The organism is Paraburkholderia tuberum STM678 (assembly GCF_902833905.1).
Classification (GTDB): Bacteria; Pseudomonadota; Gammaproteobacteria; order Burkholderiales; family Burkholderiaceae; genus Paraburkholderia; species Paraburkholderia tuberum.
Genome location: NZ_CADFGP010000004.1, coordinates 169089 through 192440, shown reverse-complemented (window position 1 = coordinate 192440; position 23352 = coordinate 169089). Strand labels below are relative to the sequence as shown.

22 protein-coding genes are annotated in these 23352 nt (G+C 66.3%); 15 read left to right on the top strand and 7 right to left on the bottom strand.

Annotated elements, in window-relative coordinates:
• Nucleotides 1-291: 291 nt before the first annotated feature.
• Both HWY30_RS04850 and HWY30_RS04845 read left to right on the top strand, forming a co-directional pair.
• Nucleotides 292-1980: an isovaleryl-CoA dehydrogenase gene (locus tag HWY30_RS04850; protein ID WP_090802551.1), complete on the top strand. Its 1689-nt coding sequence runs from the start codon at nucleotides 292-294 to the stop codon at nucleotides 1978-1980.
• A 109-nt stretch (nucleotides 1981-2089) separates the two neighbouring features.
• On the top strand, nucleotides 2090-3508 hold the full coding sequence (locus tag HWY30_RS04845) for a coniferyl aldehyde dehydrogenase (protein ID WP_090802550.1): 1419 nt from the start codon (nucleotides 2090-2092) through the stop codon (nucleotides 3506-3508).
• 675 nt (nucleotides 3509-4183) lie between these two features.
• Here HWY30_RS04845 and HWY30_RS04840 read toward each other — a convergent pair.
• The 5 genes from HWY30_RS04840 to fliE form a co-directional block, all read right to left on the bottom strand.
• Nucleotides 4184-4543 (bottom strand): EscU/YscU/HrcU family type III secretion system export apparatus switch protein, encoded by a 360-nt coding sequence (locus tag HWY30_RS04840; RefSeq protein WP_090802548.1) that lies wholly within the window; start codon nucleotides 4541-4543, stop codon nucleotides 4184-4186.
• Entirely contained in the window at nucleotides 4543-5952 is a 1410-nt protein-coding gene (gene fliK / locus HWY30_RS04835; protein ID WP_090802546.1) for a flagellar hook-length control protein FliK, read from the bottom strand. The genes HWY30_RS04840 and fliK overlap by 1 nt, the downstream gene beginning before the upstream one ends.
• Before the next feature lie 106 nt (nucleotides 5953-6058).
• The gene (locus HWY30_RS04830; RefSeq protein WP_090802544.1) at nucleotides 6059-6385 is read right to left on the bottom strand and encodes a flagellar protein FliT; all 327 of its coding nucleotides are present in this window, start codon (nucleotides 6383-6385) and stop codon (nucleotides 6059-6061) included.
• Complete coding sequence (gene fliS / locus HWY30_RS04825) at nucleotides 6382-6816, bottom strand: flagellar export chaperone FliS (RefSeq protein WP_090802543.1); 435 nt, start codon at nucleotides 6814-6816, stop codon at nucleotides 6382-6384. The genes HWY30_RS04830 and fliS overlap by 4 nt, the downstream gene beginning before the upstream one ends.
• Before the next feature lie 204 nt (nucleotides 6817-7020).
• Nucleotides 7021-7356 (bottom strand): flagellar hook-basal body complex protein FliE, encoded by a 336-nt coding sequence (gene fliE / locus HWY30_RS04820; RefSeq protein ID WP_090802541.1) that lies wholly within the window; start codon nucleotides 7354-7356, stop codon nucleotides 7021-7023.
• Between the two features lie 236 nt (nucleotides 7357-7592).
• Here fliE and fliF point away from each other — a divergent pair, with 236 nt between their 5' ends.
• The 13 genes from fliF (at nucleotide 7593) to fliR (ending at nucleotide 19969) form a co-directional block, all read left to right on the top strand.
• The gene (gene fliF, locus HWY30_RS04815; RefSeq protein WP_090802540.1) at nucleotides 7593-9389 is read left to right on the top strand and encodes a flagellar basal-body MS-ring/collar protein FliF; all 1797 of its coding nucleotides are present in this window, start codon (nucleotides 7593-7595) and stop codon (nucleotides 9387-9389) included.
• On the top strand, nucleotides 9379-10374 hold the full coding sequence (gene fliG, locus HWY30_RS04810) for a flagellar motor switch protein FliG (RefSeq protein ID WP_018418745.1): 996 nt from the start codon (nucleotides 9379-9381) through the stop codon (nucleotides 10372-10374). Before fliF ends, fliG begins: the two co-directional genes overlap by 11 nt.
• Entirely contained in the window at nucleotides 10361-11050 is a 690-nt protein-coding gene (fliH, locus tag HWY30_RS04805) for a flagellar assembly protein FliH (RefSeq protein ID WP_176078844.1), read from the top strand. Before fliG ends, fliH begins: the two co-directional genes overlap by 14 nt.
• Nucleotides 11044-12687 (top strand): flagellar protein export ATPase FliI, encoded by a 1644-nt coding sequence (gene fliI / locus HWY30_RS04800; RefSeq protein ID WP_090802537.1) that lies wholly within the window; start codon nucleotides 11044-11046, stop codon nucleotides 12685-12687. The genes fliH and fliI overlap by 7 nt, the downstream gene beginning before the upstream one ends.
• 17 nt (nucleotides 12688-12704) lie before the next feature.
• The gene (fliJ, locus tag HWY30_RS04795; RefSeq protein ID WP_090802535.1) at nucleotides 12705-13154 is read left to right on the top strand and encodes a flagellar export protein FliJ; all 450 of its coding nucleotides are present in this window, start codon (nucleotides 12705-12707) and stop codon (nucleotides 13152-13154) included.
• Nucleotides 13155-13215: 61 nt separating this feature from the next.
• Nucleotides 13216-14751 (top strand): flagellar hook-length control protein FliK, encoded by a 1536-nt coding sequence (locus HWY30_RS04790; protein ID WP_090802534.1) that lies wholly within the window; start codon nucleotides 13216-13218, stop codon nucleotides 14749-14751.
• Nucleotides 14752-15502: 751 nt separating this feature from the next.
• The gene (gene fliL / locus HWY30_RS04785; RefSeq protein WP_090802533.1) at nucleotides 15503-16003 is read left to right on the top strand and encodes a flagellar basal body-associated protein FliL; all 501 of its coding nucleotides are present in this window, start codon (nucleotides 15503-15505) and stop codon (nucleotides 16001-16003) included.
• A gap of 58 nt (nucleotides 16004-16061) precedes the next feature.
• The gene (gene fliM, locus HWY30_RS04780) at nucleotides 16062-17060 is read left to right on the top strand and encodes a flagellar motor switch protein FliM (protein WP_090802531.1); all 999 of its coding nucleotides are present in this window, start codon (nucleotides 16062-16064) and stop codon (nucleotides 17058-17060) included.
• Entirely contained in the window at nucleotides 17053-17517 is a 465-nt protein-coding gene (gene fliN, locus HWY30_RS04775) for a flagellar motor switch protein FliN (protein WP_090802529.1), read from the top strand. Before fliM ends, fliN begins: the two co-directional genes overlap by 8 nt.
• Entirely contained in the window at nucleotides 17514-18041 is a 528-nt protein-coding gene (gene fliO, locus HWY30_RS04770; RefSeq protein ID WP_090802528.1) for a flagellar biosynthetic protein FliO, read from the top strand. Before fliN ends, fliO begins: the two co-directional genes overlap by 4 nt.
• Nucleotides 18041-18850 (top strand): flagellar type III secretion system pore protein FliP, encoded by an 810-nt coding sequence (fliP, locus tag HWY30_RS04765; protein WP_090802526.1) that lies wholly within the window; start codon nucleotides 18041-18043, stop codon nucleotides 18848-18850. The genes fliO and fliP overlap by 1 nt, the downstream gene beginning before the upstream one ends.
• A gap of 35 nt (nucleotides 18851-18885) precedes the next feature.
• Entirely contained in the window at nucleotides 18886-19155 is a 270-nt protein-coding gene (gene fliQ, locus HWY30_RS04760; RefSeq protein WP_090802525.1) for a flagellar biosynthesis protein FliQ, read from the top strand.
• Nucleotides 19156-19186: 31 nt separating this feature from the next.
• The gene (fliR, locus tag HWY30_RS04755) at nucleotides 19187-19969 is read left to right on the top strand and encodes a flagellar biosynthetic protein FliR (protein WP_090802523.1); all 783 of its coding nucleotides are present in this window, start codon (nucleotides 19187-19189) and stop codon (nucleotides 19967-19969) included.
• A 68-nt stretch (nucleotides 19970-20037) separates the two neighbouring features.
• Here the strand turns inward: fliR and flgL are convergent, their stop codons facing one another.
• On the bottom strand, nucleotides 20038-21264 hold the full coding sequence (gene flgL, locus HWY30_RS04750) for a flagellar hook-associated protein FlgL (protein WP_090802522.1): 1227 nt from the start codon (nucleotides 21262-21264) through the stop codon (nucleotides 20038-20040).
• Nucleotides 21265-21273: 9 nt separating this feature from the next.
• Entirely contained in the window at nucleotides 21274-23268 is a 1995-nt protein-coding gene (gene flgK / locus HWY30_RS04745) for a flagellar hook-associated protein FlgK (protein ID WP_090802520.1), read from the bottom strand.
• Nucleotides 23269-23352 lie beyond the last annotated feature (84 nt).

Below are 23352 nucleotides of genomic sequence, written 5' to 3'. Positions count from 1 at the left end.
TGCTCGCGGACCCTGTCTCGTGCACACTTGTCTACGTGTGTTTTCTGCGCATTGTAGGGAGCGTATTGGGGCTGCGGCGGCTCCCTGAAAGAACGATTCCTCTAAACGCCGGCGGCAACGCGCCCCTATGATGAAAGGCGCGAACGGCCCGCGCGCGGCTTCCAGACATGGCGCGACGCGCGCCCTCCTTCCGGCATGCGGCATCACGCGCGGCGCTCGAACAGATGCGACAAAGCGCATCGGGGATGCCGTCGGCGAAGCGGCGCACAATAGCGAAAAAGGAGACAGCAGATGGAACGGCACGGCTTCGGCCAGACTCACGAGGTGACGAATCAGGCACCGCCGCTCGCGGACTACAACCTGTTCTCGAGCGACGCCGCTTTGAGCGCGGCCGTCGATCGCGACGGCGCGAGCTGGCATCGCGAGGCGCTGCTGCGACACGGCGCGACGCTGACGACGCCCGACACGCTCGCGCTCGCGGAGCTCGCCAACCGCCATACGCCGGAGCTGGTCACGCATAGTCCGCGCGGCGAGCGCATCGACGCGCTCGAGTTCCATCCCGCGTGGCATGAACTGCTCGCGCTGCTGCGCCGCGAAGGGCTACACGCGCTGCCGTTCGCCGAGCCGCGAAGCGGCGCGATGGCCGCGCGCTGCGCCGGCTACTTCATGCATGCGCAGATCGAATCCGGCTCGCTATGCCCACTGACGATGACATTCGCGAGCATTCCGGTGTTGCAGCGCGAATCCACGTTGTTCGATACGCTGCGCGACCAGTTGTACACACGCGAGCACGATCCGCGCGACGTGCCGCTCACGCAAAAGCGCTCGGCGATGATCGGCATGGGCATGACCGAGAAACAGGGCGGCTCCGACGTGCGCAGCAACCGGACGCGCGCCCATGCGTTCGACGGTGCCGGCGGACGCGGCGGCGCCTACCGGCTCGTCGGTCATAAATGGTTCTTCTCGGCGCCGCAGTGCGACGCGCATCTGGTGCTCGCGCGCACCGACACGCACGAGGGACTGTCGTGCTTTTTCGTGCCGCGCTTCGCGCCGGACGGCAGCAAGAACGCGGTGCAGATCCAGCGTCTGAAGGACAAGCTCGGCAATCGCTCCAACGCAAGCAGCGAAGTCGAATTTCTCGACGCGTACGGTGTGATGATCGGCGACGAAGGACGCGGCGTGCCGACCATCATCGAAATGGCGAGCTACACGCGGCTCGACTGCGTGATCGGCAGCGCCGCGCTGATGCGTGCCGCGCTCGTGCAGGCGGTCCATCATGCGCGGCATCGCAGCGCGTTCGGCCGGCACCTTGCCGAGCAGCCGCTGATGCGCAACGTGCTCGCCGATCTCGCGCTCGAATCCGAAGCGGCTACGGTGCTGTTCATGCGTCTCGCGCGCGCGTTCGAGGAATCCGCCGACGCGTCGTCGGCTTCATCGGCCGAACGCGCCTGGCGGCGCATCGCTACGCCTGCCGCGAAATACTGGGTCTGCAAGCGCGCGCTCGAATTCACCGGCGAGGCGATGGAAGTCTGGGGCGGCAACGGCTACGTCGAAACCGGGCCGATGGCGCGCTTCTATCGCGAGGCGCCGGTCAACTCGATCTGGGAAGGCTCGGGCAACGTGATGTGCCTCGACGTGCTGCGCGCGATGGAGCGCGAGCCGCAGGCCGCGCAAGCGCTGTTCGCCGCCTGGCAGGACGTCGCGCGCGCGCATCCGGCGTTGGGCGCGGCACTCGCGCGCCTCGCCGCGACGCTGAACGGACCGGCCGAACAGCGCGAGGCGTCGGCGCGACGTATCGCGCAGCAGATCGTGCTGATCGCGCAGGCGACGCTGCTCGCGCAGCACGCGCCCGCCGAGGTCGCCGACGAGTTCATCGCGACGCGTCTCGCCGACGGCTGCGGCGAAAGCGGCCGCGTGTACGGCACGCTGCCGGCCACGTTCGATCACGCGGCGATCGTCAAGCGCGCCTTTCCCGCGTAACCGCGGCGGGCGCGCAAACCCCGAGCGCACCGCTCGCAACTCCGACTCAACCTCACACCAATATAAGTGCGCTCGACGCGCACGGTCATCCATCTGGGAGTGGACTCACATGAAGAACGATGTGCCGGAGGTCGCCGCGCTCCAAGCACTGTTGCGCGATCAACGTCATGCGTATCTGCGCGCGCCGTATCCGTCGTGGGACACGCGCGCGACGCATCTGCGTGCGCTGCGCAAGCTGATGCTCGACAATCGCGACGCGCTCGCCGACGCGATGCACGCGGACTTCGGCAATCGCGCGAAGGAAGAAGTGCTGCTCGCCGAATTCCTGCTCGTGAAGGAAGAGATCGACGCCGCACTGCGTCACGGCAAGCGCTGGATGAAAGCGCAGCGCCGCCGCACCAACAAGTGGCTGCTGCCGGCGCGCGCGAAGGTGGTGCCGCAGCCGCTCGGCGTGGTCGGCATCATCGTGCCGTGGAATTATCCGGTGCTGCTCGCGGTTGGCCCGTTGATCAGCGCGCTGACGGCCGGCAATCGCGCGATCATCAAGATGTCCGAGCTGACGCCGCGCACCTCGGCGCTATTCGAGCTGCTGATCGGTCAGACGTTCGCGCGCACTCACGTCGCGGTCGTCAACGGCGATGCGGCGCTCGCGGCCGCGTTCAGCGCGCTGCCGTTCGATCATCTGCTGTTCACCGGCTCGACGAAGGTCGGTCACGAAGTGATGCGCGCGGCGGCCGAGCATCTGACGCCGGTCACGCTCGAACTCGGCGGCAAATCGCCGGCGCTGATCGGCGCGCATGCGCGTTTCGACAACGCGGTCGACAATCTGATCGCCGGCAAGACGCTGAACGCGGGGCAGACCTGTGTGGCGCCCGACTACGTGCTGGTGCCGCGCGGCAAGGAGCAGGCGTTCATCGAACGGGCGCGCGTGCGGATGGCGAGGATGTATCCGGACTTCGCGCAGAACCCGGATTACACGTCGATCATTTCTTCGCGGCACTTCGAGCGGCTCGAACGTCTCGCCGACGAAGCGCGGGCTGCGGGCGCGCAATTGCATGCGCTGACCAACGCGACGCCCGATGCCGGGAGCCGGCGCTTTCCGCTGATCGCCGTGACTGGCGCGCCGGACGAATGCGCCCTGATGCAGGAGGAGATTTTCGGGCCGCTGTTGCCGCTCGTGCCGTACGACACGCTCGACGACGCGATCGCGTGGATCAATGCGCGGCCGCGGCCGCTGGCGCTTTATCTCTATGCCGACGACGCGCGGACGGTTGAGCGTGTCACGCATGAAACGATCGCCGGCGGCATGGCGGTTAACGAGACGCTGATGCATCTGGCATGTGAGAGTTTGCCGTTCGGCGGGGTCGGGGCGAGTGGGATGGGGGCGTACCACGGGTATGAGGGGTTCGTTACTTTTTCCAAGATGAAGCCCGTGCTCGTGCAGGCGCGCTTGAATGCGCGCGGGTTGATTTCGCCACCGTACGGGAGACGCGTGAACGCGGTGTTGAAGTTGATGATGAGATTCTGATTTAGCCCCTGGGCGGGGTGAGGCCTTTTTTTGTCTTTGTTCTTTGCGGTGTTGGCCTTTCCTTGTTGTCTTATCGGTCTATTAGCGTTGCCCCTGTGCGGGGCGGCACCTACTTTCTTTGCTGCTGCAAAGAAAGTAGGCAAAGAAGACAGCTAAAACCGCCAACTCTTAAGCGGGTCCCTCGGTCTGCATGAGGTAGTGGTGCATCTGGAATCCGTGCTCCCGCACATTCCGCGCCAGTGACAAGGCAGTCATTCTTCCGGCGGCGCTACGCGCGCCGAAACCCCGTTCAAAACCCACCGGTTGTTTCGGCGCATCGCCGAGGCGCAGCCGACGGCCCCCGCTGCGCGGGCCAAACCATTGGTTTCCCTGGCAGACCCGTCCGCGACGCACGTAGTGCGGAGTGGGAGGGATGATGGCTTTGTCACGAACGGGGAATGTGCGGGGGCCCGGATTCCAGATGCACCACTACCCCTTCCAAGCCAGGGGACCCGCTTATGAGCTTGCGGTTTGAGCTGTCTTCTTTGCCTACTTTCTTTGCAGCAGCAAAGAAAGTAGGTGCCGCCCCGCACAGGGGCAACGCTAATAGACCGATAAGACAACAAGGAAAGGCCAACACCGCAAAGAACAACGACAAAAAAGCGCCCCGCCCTGCCAAAGGGCAAACACACACCTTCAGTGATCCACAGTACTAGCACCGCCAGGCACATCAGTAGCAACAACATCAACCACATCCGGCGCGCCAGCGCCATTGCCCGTCTCAGCATCGGCCCCACTCTCGAGCCGATGCAACCAGGCCAGCAACTCGGCGACAGCCTGATAAAGCTGCGGTGGAATCCGCGCATCCAGATCGACTTGCATCAGCAGCGACACCATCTCGGGCGCCTCATGCACATAGAGCCCTGCCTCCTTCGCGCGCTGCACGATCATCTCAGCGAGCAGCCCATACCCCTTGGCGACCAGACGCGGGGCGGCCTCGCCGCCATGAGCGTCATAAACAAGCGCAGCCGCGCTGCGACGTTGGGTGCGGCTCATCAGATATCCCAATCGAGGTCGTCGCGCGATGCGGCGCCCGACGCCGACGCCGTCGACGTGGCCACAGCCGCCGACGCCGACCGTGCATACGCGCCCGCGGCCTGCGCTCCCGCCGCCGAAGTGCCCGCCGCGGTAGTACCAGGCACACCGCCGCCGATCTCGCGAATCGTCAATCCCTGCAACTCGAGCCCCGCCGCCGCGAGCCGCTGACGGAAACCGTCCCCCTGCATCGCGAGCCGCGCGGCGCCCCGCGGGCTCGCCTGCACGCGCGCGGTCAGCCGCGTGCCGGTCAGCGTCAGTTCGGCATCGACGGTGCCGAGCGTCGGCAGCGACAGCGTCAGGCGCGTGCGCCACGGCTGGTCGTCCTCGCTCGCGAGGCCGCCGCCGCTGCGGTCCCATTCGTCGCCATCCTGCTCGATCGTCCAGTCCAGACGCGCGCCGGGCCACGCCTCGCCGGTCCAGCGGAACTGTCCGGTCGCCAGCAGATCGAGCTGCTGGCGCACGAGCGGCACCGTCGCCGGATGCACCGCCGCCGCCATCGCCTGCGCGCTCTGCGACGAGCCGGCATCGGCCGCCTGGGACACCGCGCTGTGCAGCCCCGCGTGTGTGGACTGGCCATTCAGGTCGGACACCGAGCTGGCCAGCAGCTCGCCCGCGACGAGTCGCGCGGCCTGCGCGGTCAGGATCGACGGCATCGCGTGCATGGCAGGGTTGTTCTCGGCAACGTTCGCCGTGCCGCGTGGCGTTGCCTCGGGGGCTCCGTTCGCCGCAGCGGACCGCGCGCCCGCGTCGCCAGCGTCGGCGCTCCAGTCAGGAGGCAATTGAGAATCTGCGACGAGCTGGTTCTGCGCCTCGTTCGCCAGTTGGGCCGGCGAACGCTGGCCGACCAGCCACGCCGCGAGATGCGCCTCGTAGAACAGGCCGCTGTCGGCGACCGTCTGTTGCAGCGCGGCCGCGAGCGCCGCGACCGGCACTTCGGTCGCCGCCACGCTCGCGGTGGCGGCCGCGGTTGCGCTGGCGGCAGCGTTGGGATTGGTGTTGGCCGCAGCGGCGGAATCGCCGGCAGCGAAATTGACTGTCGCGGCGCCCGCCGCATCGGTCAGCGGCAAGCTTTCGATGGCGACGTCGAGCGCTGGCGCGGCCGCCCAGATCGGCGCGCGGCCGAGCACCGCCGGTGTGGCCTCGCCGCCTGAGTGCGCAATCGCATTCAGCGTCAGCGCAACGGCCGACAGCGCGGTTTGCGCGGACGGCTGGGGCGCGGGCGTCACGTTCGCAGGCGCCGCGGGAACCGCGGTATCGACGCCGGCCGCGCCGGTCTGCGAGGTGGTCGCGGTTCCCGGCGCGATGCTGAGCAGGCTGTCGATCCGGCTCGACAGCACCGAAGCGAGGGCCGAATCGATTCCGTTCATGCCGGTTCCTTGGTCGCATCGGCGGCAACGCGCGCGATGCTCTGATTGCTCCGATCCTTCAGACGCGTGCGGCGTGGCGCCAGCTCACGCGCGCGCGCGCTCGCGCTCAGCGCGCCCCGTACAACTCCTTCAGCACGCGCGTCGACCGGCCGGCGAACAGCGCCGACAGATGCGCCATGCGCGGATTCGCGAGATCGCGGATCGCGGCGTCGTCGGCGAGGATCTGGCGGATCAGCGCGTACTTGCGCAGGCGTTCGGCCTCGTCGAGCTTGACGCCCACGTCGGCTTCGCGCAGCGCTTCGACCAGCTGCCGATACTCTTCCTGCAAGTGCACCAGGTCGTTCCACAGTGCACGACGGGCCGCCATCAGCATGCGGCAGGACAGCGCCGCGATCGCCTCGTAGCGGGCAAAATATTCTGCGTTCGATGTCATCTCAGGCTTTCCGCGGCTGGCTGTGCTGCCATCCGCGCGATCTCCGGGGCTATCCCGATCCATGCCTCTTCGAGCGTCGCGAGCAGACGGTCCACTTCCACGAGCATCGCCTCGCTCTGATTGATATTGGCTTGCAACAGTCGACGCGCCATATAGTCGTACAAAGCATTGAGCCGTTCGGCGATTTCGCCGCCCACCTCGAGGTTGAGCGACTGCTGCAGCCCGCTTTCGATGATCCGGATCGCCTTGCTGATCGCCATGCCACGCTCGGCCACGTTGCCCTGCTGCAAATGCATGCGGCTTTGCGCGATCGCCTGGCGTGCGCCCTGGTACAGCAACACGATCAGACGATGCGGACTTGCGCCCATCACGGATGTCTCGATACCGACACGCGCATACGCGTTGGCTCCAGCGTGCCCTTGGGAAAACATCGGCGCTCCTCCTCTTATACTGGCTGCGGTTAAGTCGTGGCGTGGCCGCGCGGCGCGTCGACGCGCCGGTCGCTGACCTGTAATTGGGTTATCGGATGCGCGACGACAAAGCTTTAGTCCGGTGTAAGGAGGATCGAAAGCGCCGCTGGGCGAGCCCGGAAACACGGCACGAAGCCGCCGGCGCAAGCGCCAGCAGCGTCCCGCTCAGATCGACATCTGCGCGATGTCGTTGTACGCGGCGACCAGCTTGTTGCGCACCTGCAGGCCGAACTGGAAGCCGATGTTGGCCTTCTGCATGTCGACCATCACGTCGTTCAGCGAGACGTTCGACGCACCGAGCTCGAACGCCTGCGACTCGCCGACCGCCTTCTGCTGGTCGCCGCTGATCTTGTCGAGCGAAGCCTTCAGCGCCGCCGCGAAGTTGGTGGGCGTCGCCGCGCCGGATTGCTCCGCCGCCGGGGTCGCGTCGCCGGCCGCCTGCGCCGCCATCGCCTGCATCTGTTGCAGCGCCGACGATAGCGCGTTCACGGGCATGGTCATGTTTTCTCCGTTGGATGTGCGATCGGACCGCCGGACGGTGTACCGATCTGGACGAAAGCATAGCAGCGGCTCCTCGCGGAAAGTCCCGAAACTAGAGGGAAAACCCGGCTCTATTCAAGCAATCGGGTTCAGCGGCGCTGCGGATAATTTCAAAGGTGAAAGTCTCTGTCCGTCCGCCCAGCCCCGGCGCGGCATCACGACAGAACGCCAAGGCATTCCCCGGAGAAACCCGACGCATGGATTCGTCAGCCAACTCGTTGATCAACCCCGACGCCCGTATGGGGCTCGCCGGCGCGCAGGCCGCTGCCGGTCAGGCCGGTAGCGGCCAGGCCGGCGGCACGGCCGACCTCGGTGGCCTCGGCGGCCTGGGAGGTATCGGCGGCAATTTCGGCCAGCGTCTGTCCGGACTCGCGCAGATGCGCGGCAACCCGCGCGCGCCGCTCGTGTTCGCGGTCGCGCTGCTGGTGGCGGTCGTCGCCGGCCTGTTCCTGTGGTCGCGCGCGCCCAGCTACAAGGTGCTCTACAGCAATCTGTCCGACCGCGACGGCGGCTCGATCATCACCGCGCTGCAGCAGGCCAATATTCCGTACAAGCTGTCCGAAAGCGGCAGCGCGATCCTCGTGCCGGCCGAGCAGGTCCACGAGATGCGCCTGCGCCTCGCATCACAGGGGCTGCCGAAGAGTGGCTCGGTCGGCTTCGAGCTGATGGACAACCAGAAATTCGGCATCAGCCAGTTCGACGAGCAGATCAACTATCAGCGCGCGCTCGAAGGCGAACTCGAACGCACGATCGAAGCGATCTCGAGCGTCAAATCGGCGCGCGTGCATCTCGCGATTCCGAAGCCGAGCGTGTTCGTGCGCGACAAGGAAGCGCCGTCGGCGGCGGTGCTCGTGAACCTGTACCCGGGCCGCGTGCTCGACGAAGGGCAGGTCGTCGCGATTACGCACATGGTGGCGTCGGCGGTGCCGGAAATGCCGGTGCGCGGCGTGACGATCCTCGACCAGGACGGCAACCTGCTCACGCAGCCCACCAATGGCAGCGGACTCGATGCGACCCAGCTGAAGTTCCGCCAGCAGATCGAGCGCAACACCCAGCAGCGCATCGACACGATCCTCGCGCCGCTGTTCGGCGCCGGCAACGCGCGCTCGCAGGTCAGCGCCGACATCGACTTCTCGCACAGCGAGCAGACCTCGGAGAACTACGGCCCGAACGGCAATCCGCAGCAGGCCGCGATCCGCAGCCAGCAGTCGAGCAGCGCCACCGAAATGTCGCAAGGCGGCGCCTCGGGGGTGCCGGGCGCGCTGTCGAACCAGCCGCCGCAGCCGGCCTCCGCACCGATCGTGGCGGGCAACGGCGCGAGCTCGGTCACCACGACGCCGGTCAGCGACCGCAAGGATTCGACCACCAACTACGAGCTCGACAAGACCGTGCGCCACGTCGACCAGCCGATGGGCGGCATCCGCCGGCTGTCGGTCGCGGTAGTCGTCAATTATCTGCGGGTCGTCGATCCGAAGGGTCACGTGACGATGCAGCCGGTCAGCGCCGACAAGCTCGCGCAGATCACCCAGCTCGTGAAGGACGCGATGGGCTTCGACGCGTCGCGCGGCGACTCGGTCAACGTGGTCAACAGCGCGTTTACCACCGAGCTCGACCCGAACGCCGACCTGCCATGGTGGCGCACGCCCGACATGCTCGCGCTGTACAAGCAGATCGCGACGTACCTCGGCATCGGCGCGGTGGCCCTGTTCCTCTACTTCGTGATGGTGAAGCCGGCGTTGCGCCGCGCCTTCCCGCCGCCGCCCGAGCCGGTTGCCGCGCTGATGGCGCCCGACGAACCGGTGCTGCTCGACGGCATCCCGGCCGAGGAGCGCGATGGCGCGGTGGTCGAAATCGAAGCGGATAGCGAGCAGCTCGCGCTCGAAAACGCGAAGCACAAATACGAGCGGAACCTGGAGTTCGCGCGCAGCATCGCGCGTCAGGATCCGAAGGTCGTAGCAACCGTCGTCAAGAACTGGGTGTCCGATGAGCGCTGAAGGCGTAGTGAAGAGCGCGCTGCTGCTGATGTCGATCGGCGAGGAAGAGGCGGCGCAGGTGTTCAAGTTTCTGGGCCCCCGTGAGGTTCAGAAAATCGGCGTCGCGATGGCCGCGCTGAAGAACGTCACCCGCGAGCAGGTCGACGAGGTGCTGCAGGAGTTCGTGCGCGAGGCCGAGCAGCACACCGGCATGTCGCTCGATTCGAGCGATTACATCCGCTCCGTGCTGACCAAGGCGCTAGGCGACGACAAGGCCGGCGCGATCATCGACCGGATCCTGCAGGGCAGCGACACGAGCGGCATCGAAGGCCTGAAGTGGATGGACTCGGCGGCGGTCGCGGAACTGATCAAGAACGAGCATCCGCAGATCATCGCGACGATCCTCGTGCATCTGGACCGCGATCAGGCTTCGGAGATCGTCGGCTGTTTCACGGACCGGCTGCGCAACGACGTGCTGCTGCGGATCGCGACGCTCGACGGCATCCAGCCGGCCGCGCTGCGCGAGCTCGACGACGTGCTGACCGGCCTCTTGTCCGGCAGCGACAACCTGAAGCGCAGCCCGATGGGCGGTATCCGCACGGCGGCCGAGATTCTGAACTTCATGTCGAGCAACCACGAGGAAGGCGTCATCGAAAACGTGCGCCAGTACGACGCCGAGCTCGCGCAGAAGATCATCGACCAGATGTTCGTGTTCGAGAACCTGCTCGACCTCGAAGACCGCGCGATCCAGCTGCTGCTGAAGGAAGTCGAATCCGAAGCGCTGATCATCTCGCTGAAGGGCGCGGCGCCCGCGCTGCGTCAGAAGTTCCTGTCGAACATGTCGCAGCGCGCGGCCGAGTTGCTCGCCGAAGACCTCGACGCGCGCGGCCCGGTACGCGTGTCCGAAGTCGAGACGCAGCAGCGCCGCATCCTGCAGATCGTGCGCAACCTGGCCGAGAGCGGACAGATCGTTCTAGGCGGCAAGGCGGAAGATGCCTATGTCTGATCCGAACGCCCCGGCAAAGGAAAGCCTCTCGGCCTACCAGCGCTGGGAGATGGCGTCGTTCGACCCGGCTCCGCCGGCGCCGCCGCCGGCCGAACCCGAGTTCGACGAGCGCGCGTTCGAAGCCGAACTCGAGCACCGCCGCGAAGCCGCGCATGCACAGGGCGTCGCGTCCGGTCATGTGGCCGGCCAGGCGCTCGGCTATCAGGCGGGCTATGACCAGGGGCACGCGCAGGGTTTCGCGCAAGGCCAGACCGAGGCGCGCGAGGAAGCGATGCGGCTCGCCGCGCTCGCCGAAACCTTCAAGAGCGCGCTCGATGGCGCGCAGCACGCGATCTCCGAAACGCTGATCGCACTCGCGCTCGACATCGCGCAGCAGGTCGTGCGCCAGCACGTGCAGCACGACCCGACCGCACTGATCGCGGCCGCGCGCGAGGTACTCGCGGCCGAGCCCGCGCTCGCCGGCGCGCCGGCGCTGATCGTGAGTCCCGCCGATCTGCCGGTCGTCGAGGCGTACCTGCTCGATGAATTGCAAACGCGCGGCTGGACCGTGCGCACCGATGCATCGGTGGAGCGTGGCGGTTGCCGCGCGCAAGCCGGCACCGGCGAGGTCGACGCGGGCATCGACACGCGCTGGCAGCGCGTCGCCGCCGCGCTCGGCAAGGTGAGCACGTGGTGAAGCCGACGCTCGACGAGATCCGCGCGAGCGATCTGACGCCGCTCGAACGCGAGCTCGCGTTGGCGTCGTTCGGCGCCGAGGCGCTGGCCGATGTCGAGTCGGCCGGTATTCCGGAGCCCCCGGATGCGGCTTGGCACGCTCCTGCGAGCGCACATCCGGCGACAGGCGCGGCGGCGAGCCGCGAGTCCGCCGCGACGGACCACGCCGCGCGCAGTGCTTGCGCCGCTCACGCTGCGCACGCGCCGTCCTACGATCCCGCGCTCGACATCAATCCCCACATGCAGGCATGGCGCGGCCAGCTCGACGCGCTGCGCGCGCGCAACGCGATCGCGAAGCCGCTGCGCGCGTGCGGGCGTCTCACACGCGCGGCCGGTCTCGTGCTCGAAGCGGTCGGCCTGCGTCTGTCGGTCGGCGCCGAAGTGATGATCGAGTTGCCGCCCGGCAGTTCGCTGCCGATGGCCGAAGCCGAAGTGGTCGGCTTCTCCGGCGACAAGCTGTTCCTGATGCCGACCACCGAAGTGATCGGCCTGTTGCCCGGCGCGCGGGTCTTTCCGCTCGAAAGCGCGCCGATCGCCGACCCGCTCGCGGGCGCGAAGCGTCTGCCGGTCGGCTGGGAATTGCTCGGCCGCGTGCTCGACGCATCCGGCCGTCCGCTCGACGGGCTCGGCCCGCTCGGCACGCAAAGGGACGCGCCGCTGTCCGCGCCGGTCATCAATCCGCTCAATCGCGAGCCGATTCACAAGGTGCTCGACGTCGGCGTGCGCGCGATCAACTCGCTGTTGACCGTCGGTCGCGGTCAACGGATGGGGCTGTTCGCGGGTTCGGGCGTCGGTAAATCGGTGCTGCTCGGCACGATGGCGCGCTACACCAGCGCCGAGGTGATCGTGATCGGCCTGATCGGCGAACGTGGCCGCGAAGTGAAGGAGTTCATCGAACAGATTCTCGGCGAGGAAGGGTTGGCGCGCTCGGTCGTGGTCGCCGCGCCGGCCGACGTGTCGCCGCTGTTGCGGATGCAGGCCGCCGCGTACTCGACCTCGCTCGCCGAATACTTCCGCGACCAGGGCAAGCACGTGCTGCTGCTAATGGATTCGCTGACCCGTTACGCGATGGCGCAGCGCGAGATCGCGCTCGCGATCGGCGAGCCGCCCGCGACCAAGGGGTATCCGCCGTCGGTGTTCGCGAAGCTGCCGGCGCTCGTCGAGCGCACCGGCAACGGACCGGCGGGCGGCGGCTCGATCACCGCGTTCTACACGGTGCTCACCGAAGGCGACGACCAGCAGGACCCGATCGCCGACTCGGCGCGCGCGATTCTCGACGGCCACATCGTGCTGTCGCGCTCGCTCGCCGAAGCCGGCCACTACCCTGCGATCGATATCGAAGCGTCGATTAGCCGGGCAATGACCGCGCTGATCGACGATAACCATCTGAATAAAACGCGTATGTTCAAGCAGATGCTGTCGCGCTATCAGCGTAACCGCGATCTGATCAACGTCGGCGCGTATTCGAGCGGGCGCGACGCGGTGCTCGATCGCGCGATCGCGCTGTATCCGCGGATGGAAGCGTTCCTGCAGCAAGGCTTTCGCGAGTGCGCGAACTTCCAGCCGAGCATCGACATGCTGAACGCGCTGTTTGCTTAGGGCCGAGGAGGCTGACGATGTCGAAACATTTTCCGATCAAGACGCTGATCGGTCTCGCGCAGGACGATGTGGATGCCGCCGCGCAGCGGCTCGGCCGCGCGCAGCGCGAGCGTAACGACGTACAGGCGCAACTCGATGCGCTCGTGCAGTACCGCGACGAATACTACGCACGCTTCATGGAGAGCGCGCAGTCGGGCATGCCGGCCGGCAACATGCGCAACTTCCAGGCGTTCATCGATACGCTCGATGCCGCGATCGAGCAGCAGCGCAGCCTGCTCGCGGCGGCGAGCGCGCGCCTCGAGGCGGCGAAGCCCGACTGGCAGCGCCACAAGCAGAAGCTCGGCTCGTACGAAGTGCTGCAGGCGCGCGGCGAGGCGGCCGAGGCGAAGGTTGCGGCGCGGCGCGAACAGCGCGACGCCGACGAATTTGCGGCGCGGAGTCTGCGCATGCGAGCCGACGGCGCATGAGGCCTTGCCTCGCGGCTAACGCCCTACGGCACACCCGTTCGACCGATTCACAGGATTCTTTATGTCGCTTCTTTCACAGATCGGCTCCCAACTGAGCACGCTGCTCGACACGAGCGGCAATGGGTCGAGCAGCGCGTCCGCGAACGCCGCGGTCTCGAGCCCGTTCGCGCAGACCTTGCAGCAAAGCATCGACCAGCAGAACAGCGCGAATCAACAGCAGACCAGTTCAGCGACGGCGTCGCAAGCCTCGGCGCCGAGCGCGCCCAGTGCGCCGCCGCCCGCTTCCACGTCCGCTCCCGCTTCCTCGCAGCAGAGCGCGAGCGGCAGCCAGAACGGCAACGGCACAGCGAGCAACGCGGCGAGCAGCAGCGCGTCATCGCCGTCGTCCACGCCGTCGACGACACCGACGCAGCAGGCATCGAACAGCCAGACGACCGCGACGCAAGCCAGGCAGAAAGACACCAAGGCGCAAACCGACGCTGGCGCGCTCGCCGCCGCTGCGGCTGCCGCCCAGGCTCAGGCGCAAGCGCAGGCACAGGTCGTCGCCAACAACGCCGACTCGAACGCCACCACCACGACCGATGCCGCGAGCTCCGCCGCCGATGCGGTGAGCGCGCTGGCCGGCACGGCCACGAGCGCGCTCGCGGCGACCGCGGCAAGCAGGAAAGGCGCGGTCGATCCGAAGTCGCTGCAGGATGCGTTGCAGCGTGCGCTGTCCGCGCTGTCGAGCGGCCAGGGCGCGGTGCCCGCGGCCGCGCTTGCTGCCGGCGCGGCCGCAAAGGCCGCGAGCGTGTCGAGCGCGGCGGGCGGCTTGGGCAGCACGAAAAACGGCCTGAACGGCACGTCGGACGACAAGACGCTCGCGAGCGGCCTGTTCGGCAACGGCAAGGGGGCCTCGACGACCCACACGACGTCGACGGCGACGGCCGCCGCGACCGCGCTGGCCGATCCGTCGGCAGCGAAGTCGGCCACCGATGCGTTGAGCGCCGCGGCCGCGACGAGCGGCCAGGCGGACAACCTCGCATCGGCGCGCAGCGCGTCCGAGGCGGCGAACGCCGCGCTGGCCGCGACGCAGGCGGCAGCGAACGCCGCGAGCACGACGGCGGCAGCGCAGAGTACGGGCAATGCGAGCGCGGCCGCCGCCGCGAATGCGTTGACGCCGCAGGTCGGCACGAGCGACTGGGAAGACGCGCTGAGCCAGAAGGTGGTGTTTTTGTCGAATGCGCATTCGCAGAGTGCTGAGCTGACGCTCAATCCGAAGGATCTGGGGCCGTTGCAGGTCGTGTTGCAGGTGGCGGATAACCATGCGCATGCGCTGTTCGTTTCGCAGCACCAGTCGGTGCGGGAGGCGGTCGAGGCGGCGTTGCCGAAGCTTCGCGAGGCGATGGAGTCGAATGGGATTGGGCTCGGCAGTGCGAGTGTGAGTGATGGGTTTGCGCGGCAGAGCGGGCAACAACAGCAGAGCGCTGGCGCGGGTGGGGGGAATGGGAAGAGGGGCAGTGGTGGTGGGGGCGCCCTTGCAGGGGACAGTTCCAGCGATGCCATCGGGAATGTTGCCGTGCGGCAGCAGGTTGGATTGGTCGATACGTTTGCCTGAAGCGAGGCGGGCGCTTTTTTGTCGTTGTTCTGGCTTTGTTGGCCTTTCCTTGCTTTGTTATCGGTCTATTAGCGTTGCCCCTGTGCGGGGCGGCACCTACTTTCTTTGCTGCTGCAAAGAAAGTAGGCAAAGAAGACAGCTAAAACCGCCAACTCTTAAGCGGGTCCCCTGGCTTGGAGGGGGTAGTGGTGCATCTGGAATCCGGGCCGCCGCACATTCCCCGTTCGTGACAAAGCCGTCATCCCTCCCACTCCGCACTACGTGCGTCGCGGACGGGGCTGCCAGGGAAACCAATGGTTTTGCCCGCGCGGGGGCCCTCGGCTGCGCCTCGGCGATGCGCCGAAACCACCAGTGGTTTTTGAACGGGGTTTCGGCGCGCGTAGCGCCGCCGGAAGAATGACTGCCTTGTCACTGGCGCCGAATGTGCGAGGGCACGGATTCCAGATGCACCACTACCTCATGCAGACCGAGGGACCCGCTTAAGAGTTTGCGGTTTGAGCTGTCTTCTTTGCCTACTTTCTTTGCAGCAGCAAAGAAAGTAGGTGCCGCCCCGCACAGGGGCAACGCTAATAGACCGATAAGTCAGCAAGGAAAGGCCAACAAAGCCAGAACAACGACAAAAAAAAACCCAAAAACCAGAAACAGCCAGAAATAGCCAGAAATAGCCCTTCTTTTCGACCCATAGCGCCGCAGGCAAATCAACAACAATCACCCTAACCCTTACTAGGCCAGCAACAAGCTGGCAAACCAAATGGCAACCACGACCGCCCCGCAACAAGCCGCGCCCGCCTCGCCGGGCCCCATGAAGCGCATCATCCTGATCGTCCTCATTGCGCTGATCGCCGCGGGCGCTGCCGGTGCCGGCGTGTGGTTCTTCATGTCGAAGCGCGCACCCGTCGCCGTATCGGCCGAAGCCGCGCCGGCGCAATCCGCCGTGCCGCTGTTCTTCCCGCTCGAATCGATGACCGTCAACCTGCAATCGGACGACGGCCAGCAACACTTCCTGCGCATCGGCCTCACGCTCAAGCTCGGCGATGCCGCCACCCAGCAGGCGCTCACCGATCACATGCCGGAAGTGCGCAGCCGCATCCTGCTCGCGCTGTCGAACAAGCACCCCGAAGAACTCGCGCCGCTCGAAGGCAAGCGCGCGCTCGCCGAAGAGCTGAAGACGCTGATCACCGAGCCGATCGACAAGGGCGCCGCACCGATCCGCGTGCAGGACGTGCTGTTCACCGAATTCGTCGTGCAGTGACGTGACGTTGTCAAGCGCTGCCATCATCAATCGCCAAGGGACGCACGAGGAATAAGCAATGGGCCACGAAGAGTTCATGTCCCAGGAGGAGGTCGATGCCCTTCTGAAGGGCGTCACCGGCGAATCCGACACGGAATCCGAGCAAACCGACCGCACGGGCGTGCGGCCGTACAACATCGCCACGCAGGAACGTATCGTCCGTGGCCGGATGCCGGGCCTCGAAATCATCAACGACCGCTTCGCGCGCCTGTTGCGCGTCGGCATTTTCAACTTCATGCGGCGCTCGGCGGAAATTTCCGTCGGCCCGGTGAAGGTGCAGAAGTACAGCGAGTTCACGCGCAACCTGCCGATCCCGACCAACCTGAACCTGGTCCACGTGAAGCCGCTGCGCGGCACGTCGCTGTTCGTATTCGATCCGAACCTCGTGTTCTTCGTGGTCGACAACCTGTTCGGCGGCGACGGCCGTTTCCATACGCGCGTCGAAGGACGCGATTTCACGCAGACCGAGCAGCGCATCATCACGAAGCTGCTCAATCTGACGTTCGAGCACTACGCGGCGTCGTGGAAGAGCGTGCGTCCGCTGCAGTTCGAATACGTGCGCTCGGAAATGCACACGCAGTTCGCCAACGTCGCGACGCCGAACGAAATCGTCATCGTCACGCAGTTCTCGATCGAGTTCGGCTCGACGGGCGGCACGCTGCACATCTGCATGCCCTACTCGATGATCGAGCCGATCCGCGACATTCTCTCGTCGCCGATCCAGGGCGAGGCGATGGACGTCGACCGACGCTGGGTGCGCGTGCTGTCGCAGCAGGTGCAGGCCGCCGAAGTGCAGCTGAGCGCCGATCTCGCGCAGGTGCCGGTCACGTTCGAACAGATCCTGAACATGCGCAAAGGCGATGTTCTGCCGATCAACATCCCCGAGCACATCACCGCGAAAGTGGACGGTGTGCCGGTGATGGAGTGCGGCTACGGAATTTTCAATGGTCAGTACGCGTTGCGGGTCCAGAAGATGATCAGCGCAGCCGACACGATGAAGGAAGGTGGATATGAGTGACCTGAACGCAAAGCCCGAGACCGATCTCGCGGCAGCCGAGCAACTCGCCGCCGGCGAGCTGTCCGCCGTGGAAGACGACGCGGCGATGGCCGACTGGGCAAGCGCGCTCGCCGAGCAGAACGGCAACGACGAAATCAACCCGGCCGCGGGCGCCGTGTTCCAGCCGCTGTCGAAGGCCGCGCCGACCTCGACGCACAACGATATCGACATGATCCTGGACATTCCCGTCCAGATGACGGTCGAACTCGGCCGCACCAAGATCGCGATCCGTAACCTGCTGCAGCTCGCGCAGGGCTCGGTCGTCGAACTCGACGGCATGGCCGGTGAGCCGATGGACGTGCTCGTCAACGGCTGCCTGATCGCGCAGGGCGAGGTGGTGGTCGTCAACGACAAGTTCGGTATCCGGCTGACCGACATCATCACGCCGTCCGAACGCATCCGGAAACTCAATCGATGAAACGTTTGGCAGGTCGGGGCGTGCTGCTCGCGTCGTTTTTCGCGTCCACCGTCGCGTCCACCGTCGCGCACGCCGCCGACATGAACGCGGTCAACAACGCCGCGAAGATCGCCTCCAGTGTCGGCGCGGGTAGCGCGGTACCGGCGCTCGGCGTCGGCGCGGTCCTGCAAACCTTCGTCGGGCTCGCGGTCGTGATCGGCCTCGTGTTCGGCTGCGCGTGGCTCGCGCGACGCTTCGGCCTGCAACCGGGCCAGCGCGGCGCTCTTGTGAAGACGGTCGGCGGCGCTTCGCTCGGTGGCAAGGAACGCGTCGCGGTCGTCGAGATCGGCGATACGTGGCTCGTGCTCGGCGCCGCGCCCGGCAACGTGCGGCTGCTGCATACGATGCCGGCGGGTTCCGTCGCGGCCGATATGGTTGCCGCTTCGCCAACACCGCTTTCCGGCACTTTTGGTCAACGCTTTCGCGACGCCCTGAAAGGCGAAGTGGGCAAACGTTTCAACGCGCACCGCGGCGGGGATCGGTAATGCAGGTCAGTTTCAGGCAGTCAGCCTGGTTCTTCACGCTTACGCGCCGTGCGGGGCGGGCGCTCCCCGCAGCGCTTCAACTCGCGCTGCCGGCACTGCTGTTCGCGCTGCCGACGCTGTCTTTCGCGCAAACCGCCGGCCTGCCGGCGTTCACGACGAGCCCCGGCCCCAACGGCGGCACCACCTACTCGCTGAGCGTGCAGACGATGCTGCTGCTCACGATGCTGTCGTTCCTGCCCGCGATGGTGCTGATGATGACGAGCTTCACGCGCATCGTGATCGTGTTGTCGCTGCTGCGCCAGGCGCTCGGCACGACCACGACGCCGCCGAACCAGGTGGTCGTCGGTCTCGCGCTGTTTCTGACGCTGTTCGTGATGTCGCCGGTGCTCGATAAAGCCTATAACGAAGGTTACAAGCCGTTCTCCGAAGGCACGATGTCGATGGATCAGGCGATGGCGCGCGGCGTCGCGCCGTTCAAGACCTTCATGCTGCGTCAGACCCGTGAAAGCGACCTTGCGCTGTTCGCGCGCATCTCGCACGCGGCGCCGATGCAGGGGCCCGAAGACGTGCCGCTGTCGCTGCTGGTGCCGTCGTTCGTGACGAGCGAGTTGAAGACCGGCTTCACGATCGGCTTCACGATCTTCATTCCGTTCCTGATCATCGACATGGTGGTCGCGAGCGTGCTGATGTCGATGGGCATGATGATGGTGTCGCCGGCGACGATTTCGCTGCCGTTCAAGCTGATGCTGTTCGTGCTCGTCGACGGCTGGCAGTTGCTGCTCGGCTCGCTCGCGCAGAGCTTCGTCTGATATTTTTTCGACTCCTTGTTCCTCAGGCACTCACGATGACACCCGAAGCAGTCATGACGCTGGCCCACCAGGCCATGTACGTCGGCCTCGTGCTGGCCGCCCCGCTGCTGCTCGTCGCGCTCGTCGTCGGTCTGGTCGTGAGCCTGTTCCAGGCGGCCACGCAGATCAACGAAAGCACGCTGTCGTTCATCCCGAAGCTGCTCGCGATCGCGCTCACACTGGTGATCGCCGGACCATGGATGCTGACCACGATGCTCGACTATCTGCGCCACACGATCACCAGCATTCCGACGCTCGTCAACTGAGCGCCGCTGGCACGCCCGCCCTCCCCACTCCATGTTCACGGTCACCTACGCGCAACTGAACGTCTGGCTGACCGCGTTCCTGTGGCCGTTCGCGCGCATCGCCGCGCTGATCGCGACCGCGCCGGTGCTCGGCAACATGTCGCTGCCCTCGCGCGTGAAAATCGGTCTCGCCGCGTTCGCGACGATCATCGTCGCCCCGACGATCGGCGCGCTGCCGCAGGTCACCGTGTTTTCCGCGGCCGGCGTGTGGATTCTCGTCAACCAGTTCCTGATCGGCATCGCGCTCGGCGTGACGATGCAGGTCGTGTTCCAGGCGATCGACGCGACCGGCTACTTCATCGGCCTCGGCATGGGCCTTGGCTTCGCGACCTTCTTCGACCAGCAGGCGACCGGCTCGGGCGTCGTGATCTCACGCTACATGACGACGATCGCGACGCTGGTGTTTCTCGCCGTCGACGGTCATCTGCAGATGATCGCCGCGCTCGTGACGACGTTCCAGTCGGTGCCGGTGTCGGCGAACCTGCTCGCGCCGCACGGTTGGCAGACGCTCGCGAACTGGGGCGGCTCGATCTTCTCGGCGGGGCTGCTGCTCGCGTTGCCGGTCGTCGTCGCACTGCTGATCGCGAACCTCGCGCTCGGCATTCTCAATCGCGCGGCGCCGCAGATCGGCGTGTTCCAGATCGGCTTTCCGCTGACGATGCTGGTCGGCCTGCTGCTCGTGCAGCTGATGCTGCCGAACATGATCCCGTTCTTCGTGCGCTTGTTCGATAACGGCATCGATGAGATGGGACGGGTCGCGGCGGCGCTGGGATAACGCCGAAAATCGCGGACATAAAAAAACCGGCTCGCGCCGGTTTCTTTATTGCGCCGCCGGGAGCGGCATCAGCTGTTGATGTACTGGAACAGCGACATGTTCTGGATCTGCACGAACGCTTGCTGCGAAGCCTGCAAGGCCGCCTGCTCCATCGAGTACTTGCTGATCGTCGAGACCATGTCGGTCTGGGTCAGGTCCGCGAGATCGCTTTGCGTTTGCAGTGAGTTGGTCTCCGTAACCGTTTGCAGCGCCTTGACTTCCTGCTCGCGGCCGCCGACCGATGCCTGCACCGCGGTGACGTTGTTCAGCGTGTTGCCAAGCTGCGACAGGCCCGTATTCAACGCGTTCTGCAGGTTCGCCGAGGCCGCGGGGTTGCCGCTCACCGGCTGCTGGAGCGCGGCGATCATCGCGTTCAGGTTCGCGAACACGTTGGTGCCCGCCTGGTTGGCCGGCTGCACCGTGAATTTGTCGTTGGCCGCCGGCGTGCCTGTGATTTCGACGGTCTGGCCCGCGATCGTGATGTCCGAGCCCGCCGTGTACGGCTGCGCCGTGCCCGCGACGCCGGTCGTCGTGTCAGTGACCGTGTAGGTGAGCGAGCTGCCGCTGCCGCTGAACTGGATCTGGTACGAGTCCGCGTTCCCCGCGTTGGTCGGATCCTTGACCGACACCGCGCCGATCACGCCGCTGCCGGTATTGGCCGGGTCGCCCGAGGCGATCGGCTGCGCGTTGGTCGCGCCGACGCTCATGAACACCGACAGCCCATTGTCACCGGTCGAGACCGCGTTGCTGCCGGTGACCTGCACGGTGCGCGTGCCCGTGTCGCCCGTATAGGTGACGTTGCCGGCCGCATCGGTCGTGAAGGCCTGGGTCGAATTCTGGAAACCGGCGAACAGCGCATTGCCCGAGCTGTCGGTCGCATTCGCGGAGGTGACGAGCTGGTCGCGCAGGGCGGTCAGCTGCGCGGCGATCGCCGTGCGGTCGGCGTCGTTCAAACTGCCGTCGCCGGCGCGCAGGCCTAACGTGTTCGCGCTTTGCAACGTCGTAATGACGTTGGAGAGCGTCGAGTCCTCGGCCTGCAACGACGTGAGCGCCGCGTTCTGGTTCGTCGCGTACTGCGACAGCGCGGACGCCGTCGAGCTGAGCTGCACGGCCTGCGCGGCGCCGAGCGGATTGTCGGCGGGCGTGGTCAGGCTCTGGCCGCTCGAGATTTCCTGATAGATCTGCGACAACTGAGCCTGCTGATTGCTCATGTTCGCGACGTTCATGCTGAAGTACTGCTGGGTCGAAATTCGCATGGTTCCGCCTTACGAGAAGATGCCAAGCAAAGTCTGGAACAGCGTCTGCGCCGTCTGGATGACCTTGCTGTTGGCCTGATAGAGCTGCTGGTACTGAAGCAGGTTGGCCGCTTCCTCATTGATATTGACGCCCGACACCGACTGCTGCGCCGACGTGATCTGCGCGACGAGCGTGCTTTGCGCGGTCGCCGAGGTCTGGATCTGCGTGGTCTGGTTGCCGATGTTGTTGACGTAGCTCGCGTACGCGCCCGTCAGCGTCGAGGTGCCGCCGTTGAGCGCCTGCGCCGAAGTCAGGTTCGACAGCAGTTGCGCGTTGCGGCCGTCGTTGGTCGCGCCGGTGTTCGGTCCGATCGTGAACGAGTCGCCGTTGGCGGGCGTGCCGCTGATCGTGACCGTCACGTTGTTCATCGCGCCCGCGCTCGTCGAATTGCTCGGGTTGGTGATCGTCAGCGTCGCGCCCGAGCTCGGCGAGTATGGCACCGCGGTCGTCGCCGAGCTGATCGTGTACTGCGTGGACGGCGAGCCGGCGACTGTCACCACCGTGCCGACCGGGAAGCCGGTCAGGCCGGTGCCCGCGGTGTAAGTGATCGTCGAGGTGCTGGTCGGCGCGCTGTAGCCGGCAGATACCGTGCCTTGCGTGATCGTCCCGGTGCCGGTGTTCGACGTCGACGCCGACGCGAGCACCGGCGCCGCGGCCGCGATTGCCGACGCCGACGTGGTGGTCAGCGCGAAGCCGTCGAGCGCGCCGCGGGTCGGTTCGACCGAGAACGAGTCGCCGGCCTTCATCGTGCCGCTCGCGACCGAGAACTGCAGGCCGCCGATCGGGTTGGTCAGGTTCGCCGCCGAACCGACGATGCTGCCGGTCTGGTTGTCGGTCAGCGTGTAGGTGCTGCCGTCGTACGAGAGCGTGTAGTCGCCCATGGTCGGCTGGGTCGCGTCGGCGAACGAGACGCCGAGCGTAGCGTTGCCGGTGTTCTGCGAGTTCGCGTACACGGTCGGCGAGCCGACCGTGAACAGCGCGCCGCCCGCGGTGCCGTTCAGCGTCAGGCCGAGTTCGTTCTGCGCATTGACCTGCGCGGCGAAGCTGGTCGCGATCGCGCCGAGTTGCGCCTCGGCCGGATCGAGCGTTTGCGAGCGGAATTGCAGCAGTCCGCCCAGCGTGCCGCCGGACACGCTCGTGTCGGACAGCGTCTGCGGCGTCGGTGTCGGCTTTGCCCCGGCCTGCCCGAGATACTGGACCGACAGCTCGCTCGGATCACCCGACGAAGTCGCCGTGCCGAGATTGAAGCTGTTGCCGGCCAGCACGAGCGGCTGTCCGCTCGACATGAACAGGCTATAGCTGCCGTTGTCCTGAACGACCGACACGCCGATCAGCTGGGACAGGTTCGACACCGCCTGGTCGCGTGCGTCGAGCAGCTGGTTCGGCGGCTGGCCCTGGTTGCTCGCCTGCGTGATCTGCGTATTCAGCGACGCGATCTGCGCGGTGTAGGTGTTGATCTGCGCAACAGAGTTGCTCAGCTGCGTGTTGACGCTCGAGCGCAACTGGTCGTACTGCTGGCCCGCCGCGTTGATCTGGTTCGCGAGCGTCTGCGCGTCGCTGACCGCGGTCTGCCGCGCCGACACGCTCGACGCGTTGTTGGCGACGTTCTGCAGCCCCGTGAAGTAACCGCTGATCGCGCTCGCAATCCCGGCGGTCGGACTGCCGACGAGGTTGTTGAGCTGGGTGATCATCGTGTTGTACGCGGTGAGCGCGCTGCTCGACGACTGCGCGTTGTTCAGCTGGGTCGTCAGGTACTGGCTGTACGCGCGCGTCACGGTGTCGGTGGAGACGCCCATCGGCAGGTAGCCGGAGCCGGTATACGTGCCGCCCGTCTCCGAATACACCGGGGTTTCCATCGTATAGCCGGGTGTCGACGCGTTGCTGATGTTCTCACCAGTCGTCGTCAAACCCCACTGGGCCGCGTTGAGTCCGCTAAGGCCGATATTCAACAGATTGCTGGACATGCGTCATCCTGAAGGGCGGCATCGCAGACATGCCACCGCGTTAGTGGAACATCCTCTTTAACGGCCCGACGTGCGAAAAATTGA

Bases quoted from the DNA above. Each gene is read 5' to 3' on its own strand.
- fliG (WP_018418745.1), top strand. From the start codon at position 9,379: ATGAGCGCTGAAGGCGTAGTGAAGAGCGCGCTGCTGCTGATGTCGATC.
- fliK (WP_090802546.1), bottom strand. From the start codon at position 5,952: ATGAACGGAATCGATTCGGCCCTCGCTTCGGTGCTGTCGAGCCGGATC.
- HWY30_RS04845 (WP_090802550.1), top strand. From the start codon at position 2,090: ATGAAGAACGATGTGCCGGAGGTCGCCGCGCTCCAAGCACTGTTGCGC.
- HWY30_RS04850 (WP_090802551.1), top strand. From the start codon at position 292: ATGGAACGGCACGGCTTCGGCCAGACTCACGAGGTGACGAATCAGGCA.
- fliM (WP_090802531.1), top strand. From the start codon at position 16,062: ATGGGCCACGAAGAGTTCATGTCCCAGGAGGAGGTCGATGCCCTTCTG.
- flgL (WP_090802522.1), bottom strand. From the start codon at position 21,264: ATGCGAATTTCGACCCAGCAGTACTTCAGCATGAACGTCGCGAACATG.
- fliN (WP_090802529.1), top strand. From the start codon at position 17,053: ATGAGTGACCTGAACGCAAAGCCCGAGACCGATCTCGCGGCAGCCGAG.
- fliH (WP_176078844.1), top strand. From the start codon at position 10,361: ATGCCTATGTCTGATCCGAACGCCCCGGCAAAGGAAAGCCTCTCGGCC.
- HWY30_RS04790 (WP_090802534.1), top strand. From the start codon at position 13,216: ATGTCGCTTCTTTCACAGATCGGCTCCCAACTGAGCACGCTGCTCGAC.
- fliS (WP_090802543.1), bottom strand. From the start codon at position 6,816: ATGTTTTCCCAAGGGCACGCTGGAGCCAACGCGTATGCGCGTGTCGGT.
- HWY30_RS04840 (WP_090802548.1), bottom strand. From the start codon at position 4,543: ATGAGCCGCACCCAACGTCGCAGCGCGGCTGCGCTTGTTTATGACGCT.
- flgK (WP_090802520.1), bottom strand. From the start codon at position 23,268: ATGTCCAGCAATCTGTTGAATATCGGCCTTAGCGGACTCAACGCGGCC.
- fliE (WP_090802541.1), bottom strand. From the start codon at position 7,356: ATGACCATGCCCGTGAACGCGCTATCGTCGGCGCTGCAACAGATGCAG.
- fliO (WP_090802528.1), top strand. From the start codon at position 17,514: ATGAAACGTTTGGCAGGTCGGGGCGTGCTGCTCGCGTCGTTTTTCGCG.
- fliJ (WP_090802535.1), top strand. From the start codon at position 12,705: ATGTCGAAACATTTTCCGATCAAGACGCTGATCGGTCTCGCGCAGGAC.
- HWY30_RS04830 (WP_090802544.1), bottom strand. From the start codon at position 6,385: ATGACATCGAACGCAGAATATTTTGCCCGCTACGAGGCGATCGCGGCG.
- fliR (WP_090802523.1), top strand. From the start codon at position 19,187: ATGTTCACGGTCACCTACGCGCAACTGAACGTCTGGCTGACCGCGTTC.
- fliP (WP_090802526.1), top strand. From the start codon at position 18,041: ATGCAGGTCAGTTTCAGGCAGTCAGCCTGGTTCTTCACGCTTACGCGC.
- fliQ (WP_090802525.1), top strand. From the start codon at position 18,886: ATGACACCCGAAGCAGTCATGACGCTGGCCCACCAGGCCATGTACGTC.
- fliF (WP_090802540.1), top strand. From the start codon at position 7,593: ATGGATTCGTCAGCCAACTCGTTGATCAACCCCGACGCCCGTATGGGG.
- fliL (WP_090802533.1), top strand. From the start codon at position 15,503: ATGGCAACCACGACCGCCCCGCAACAAGCCGCGCCCGCCTCGCCGGGC.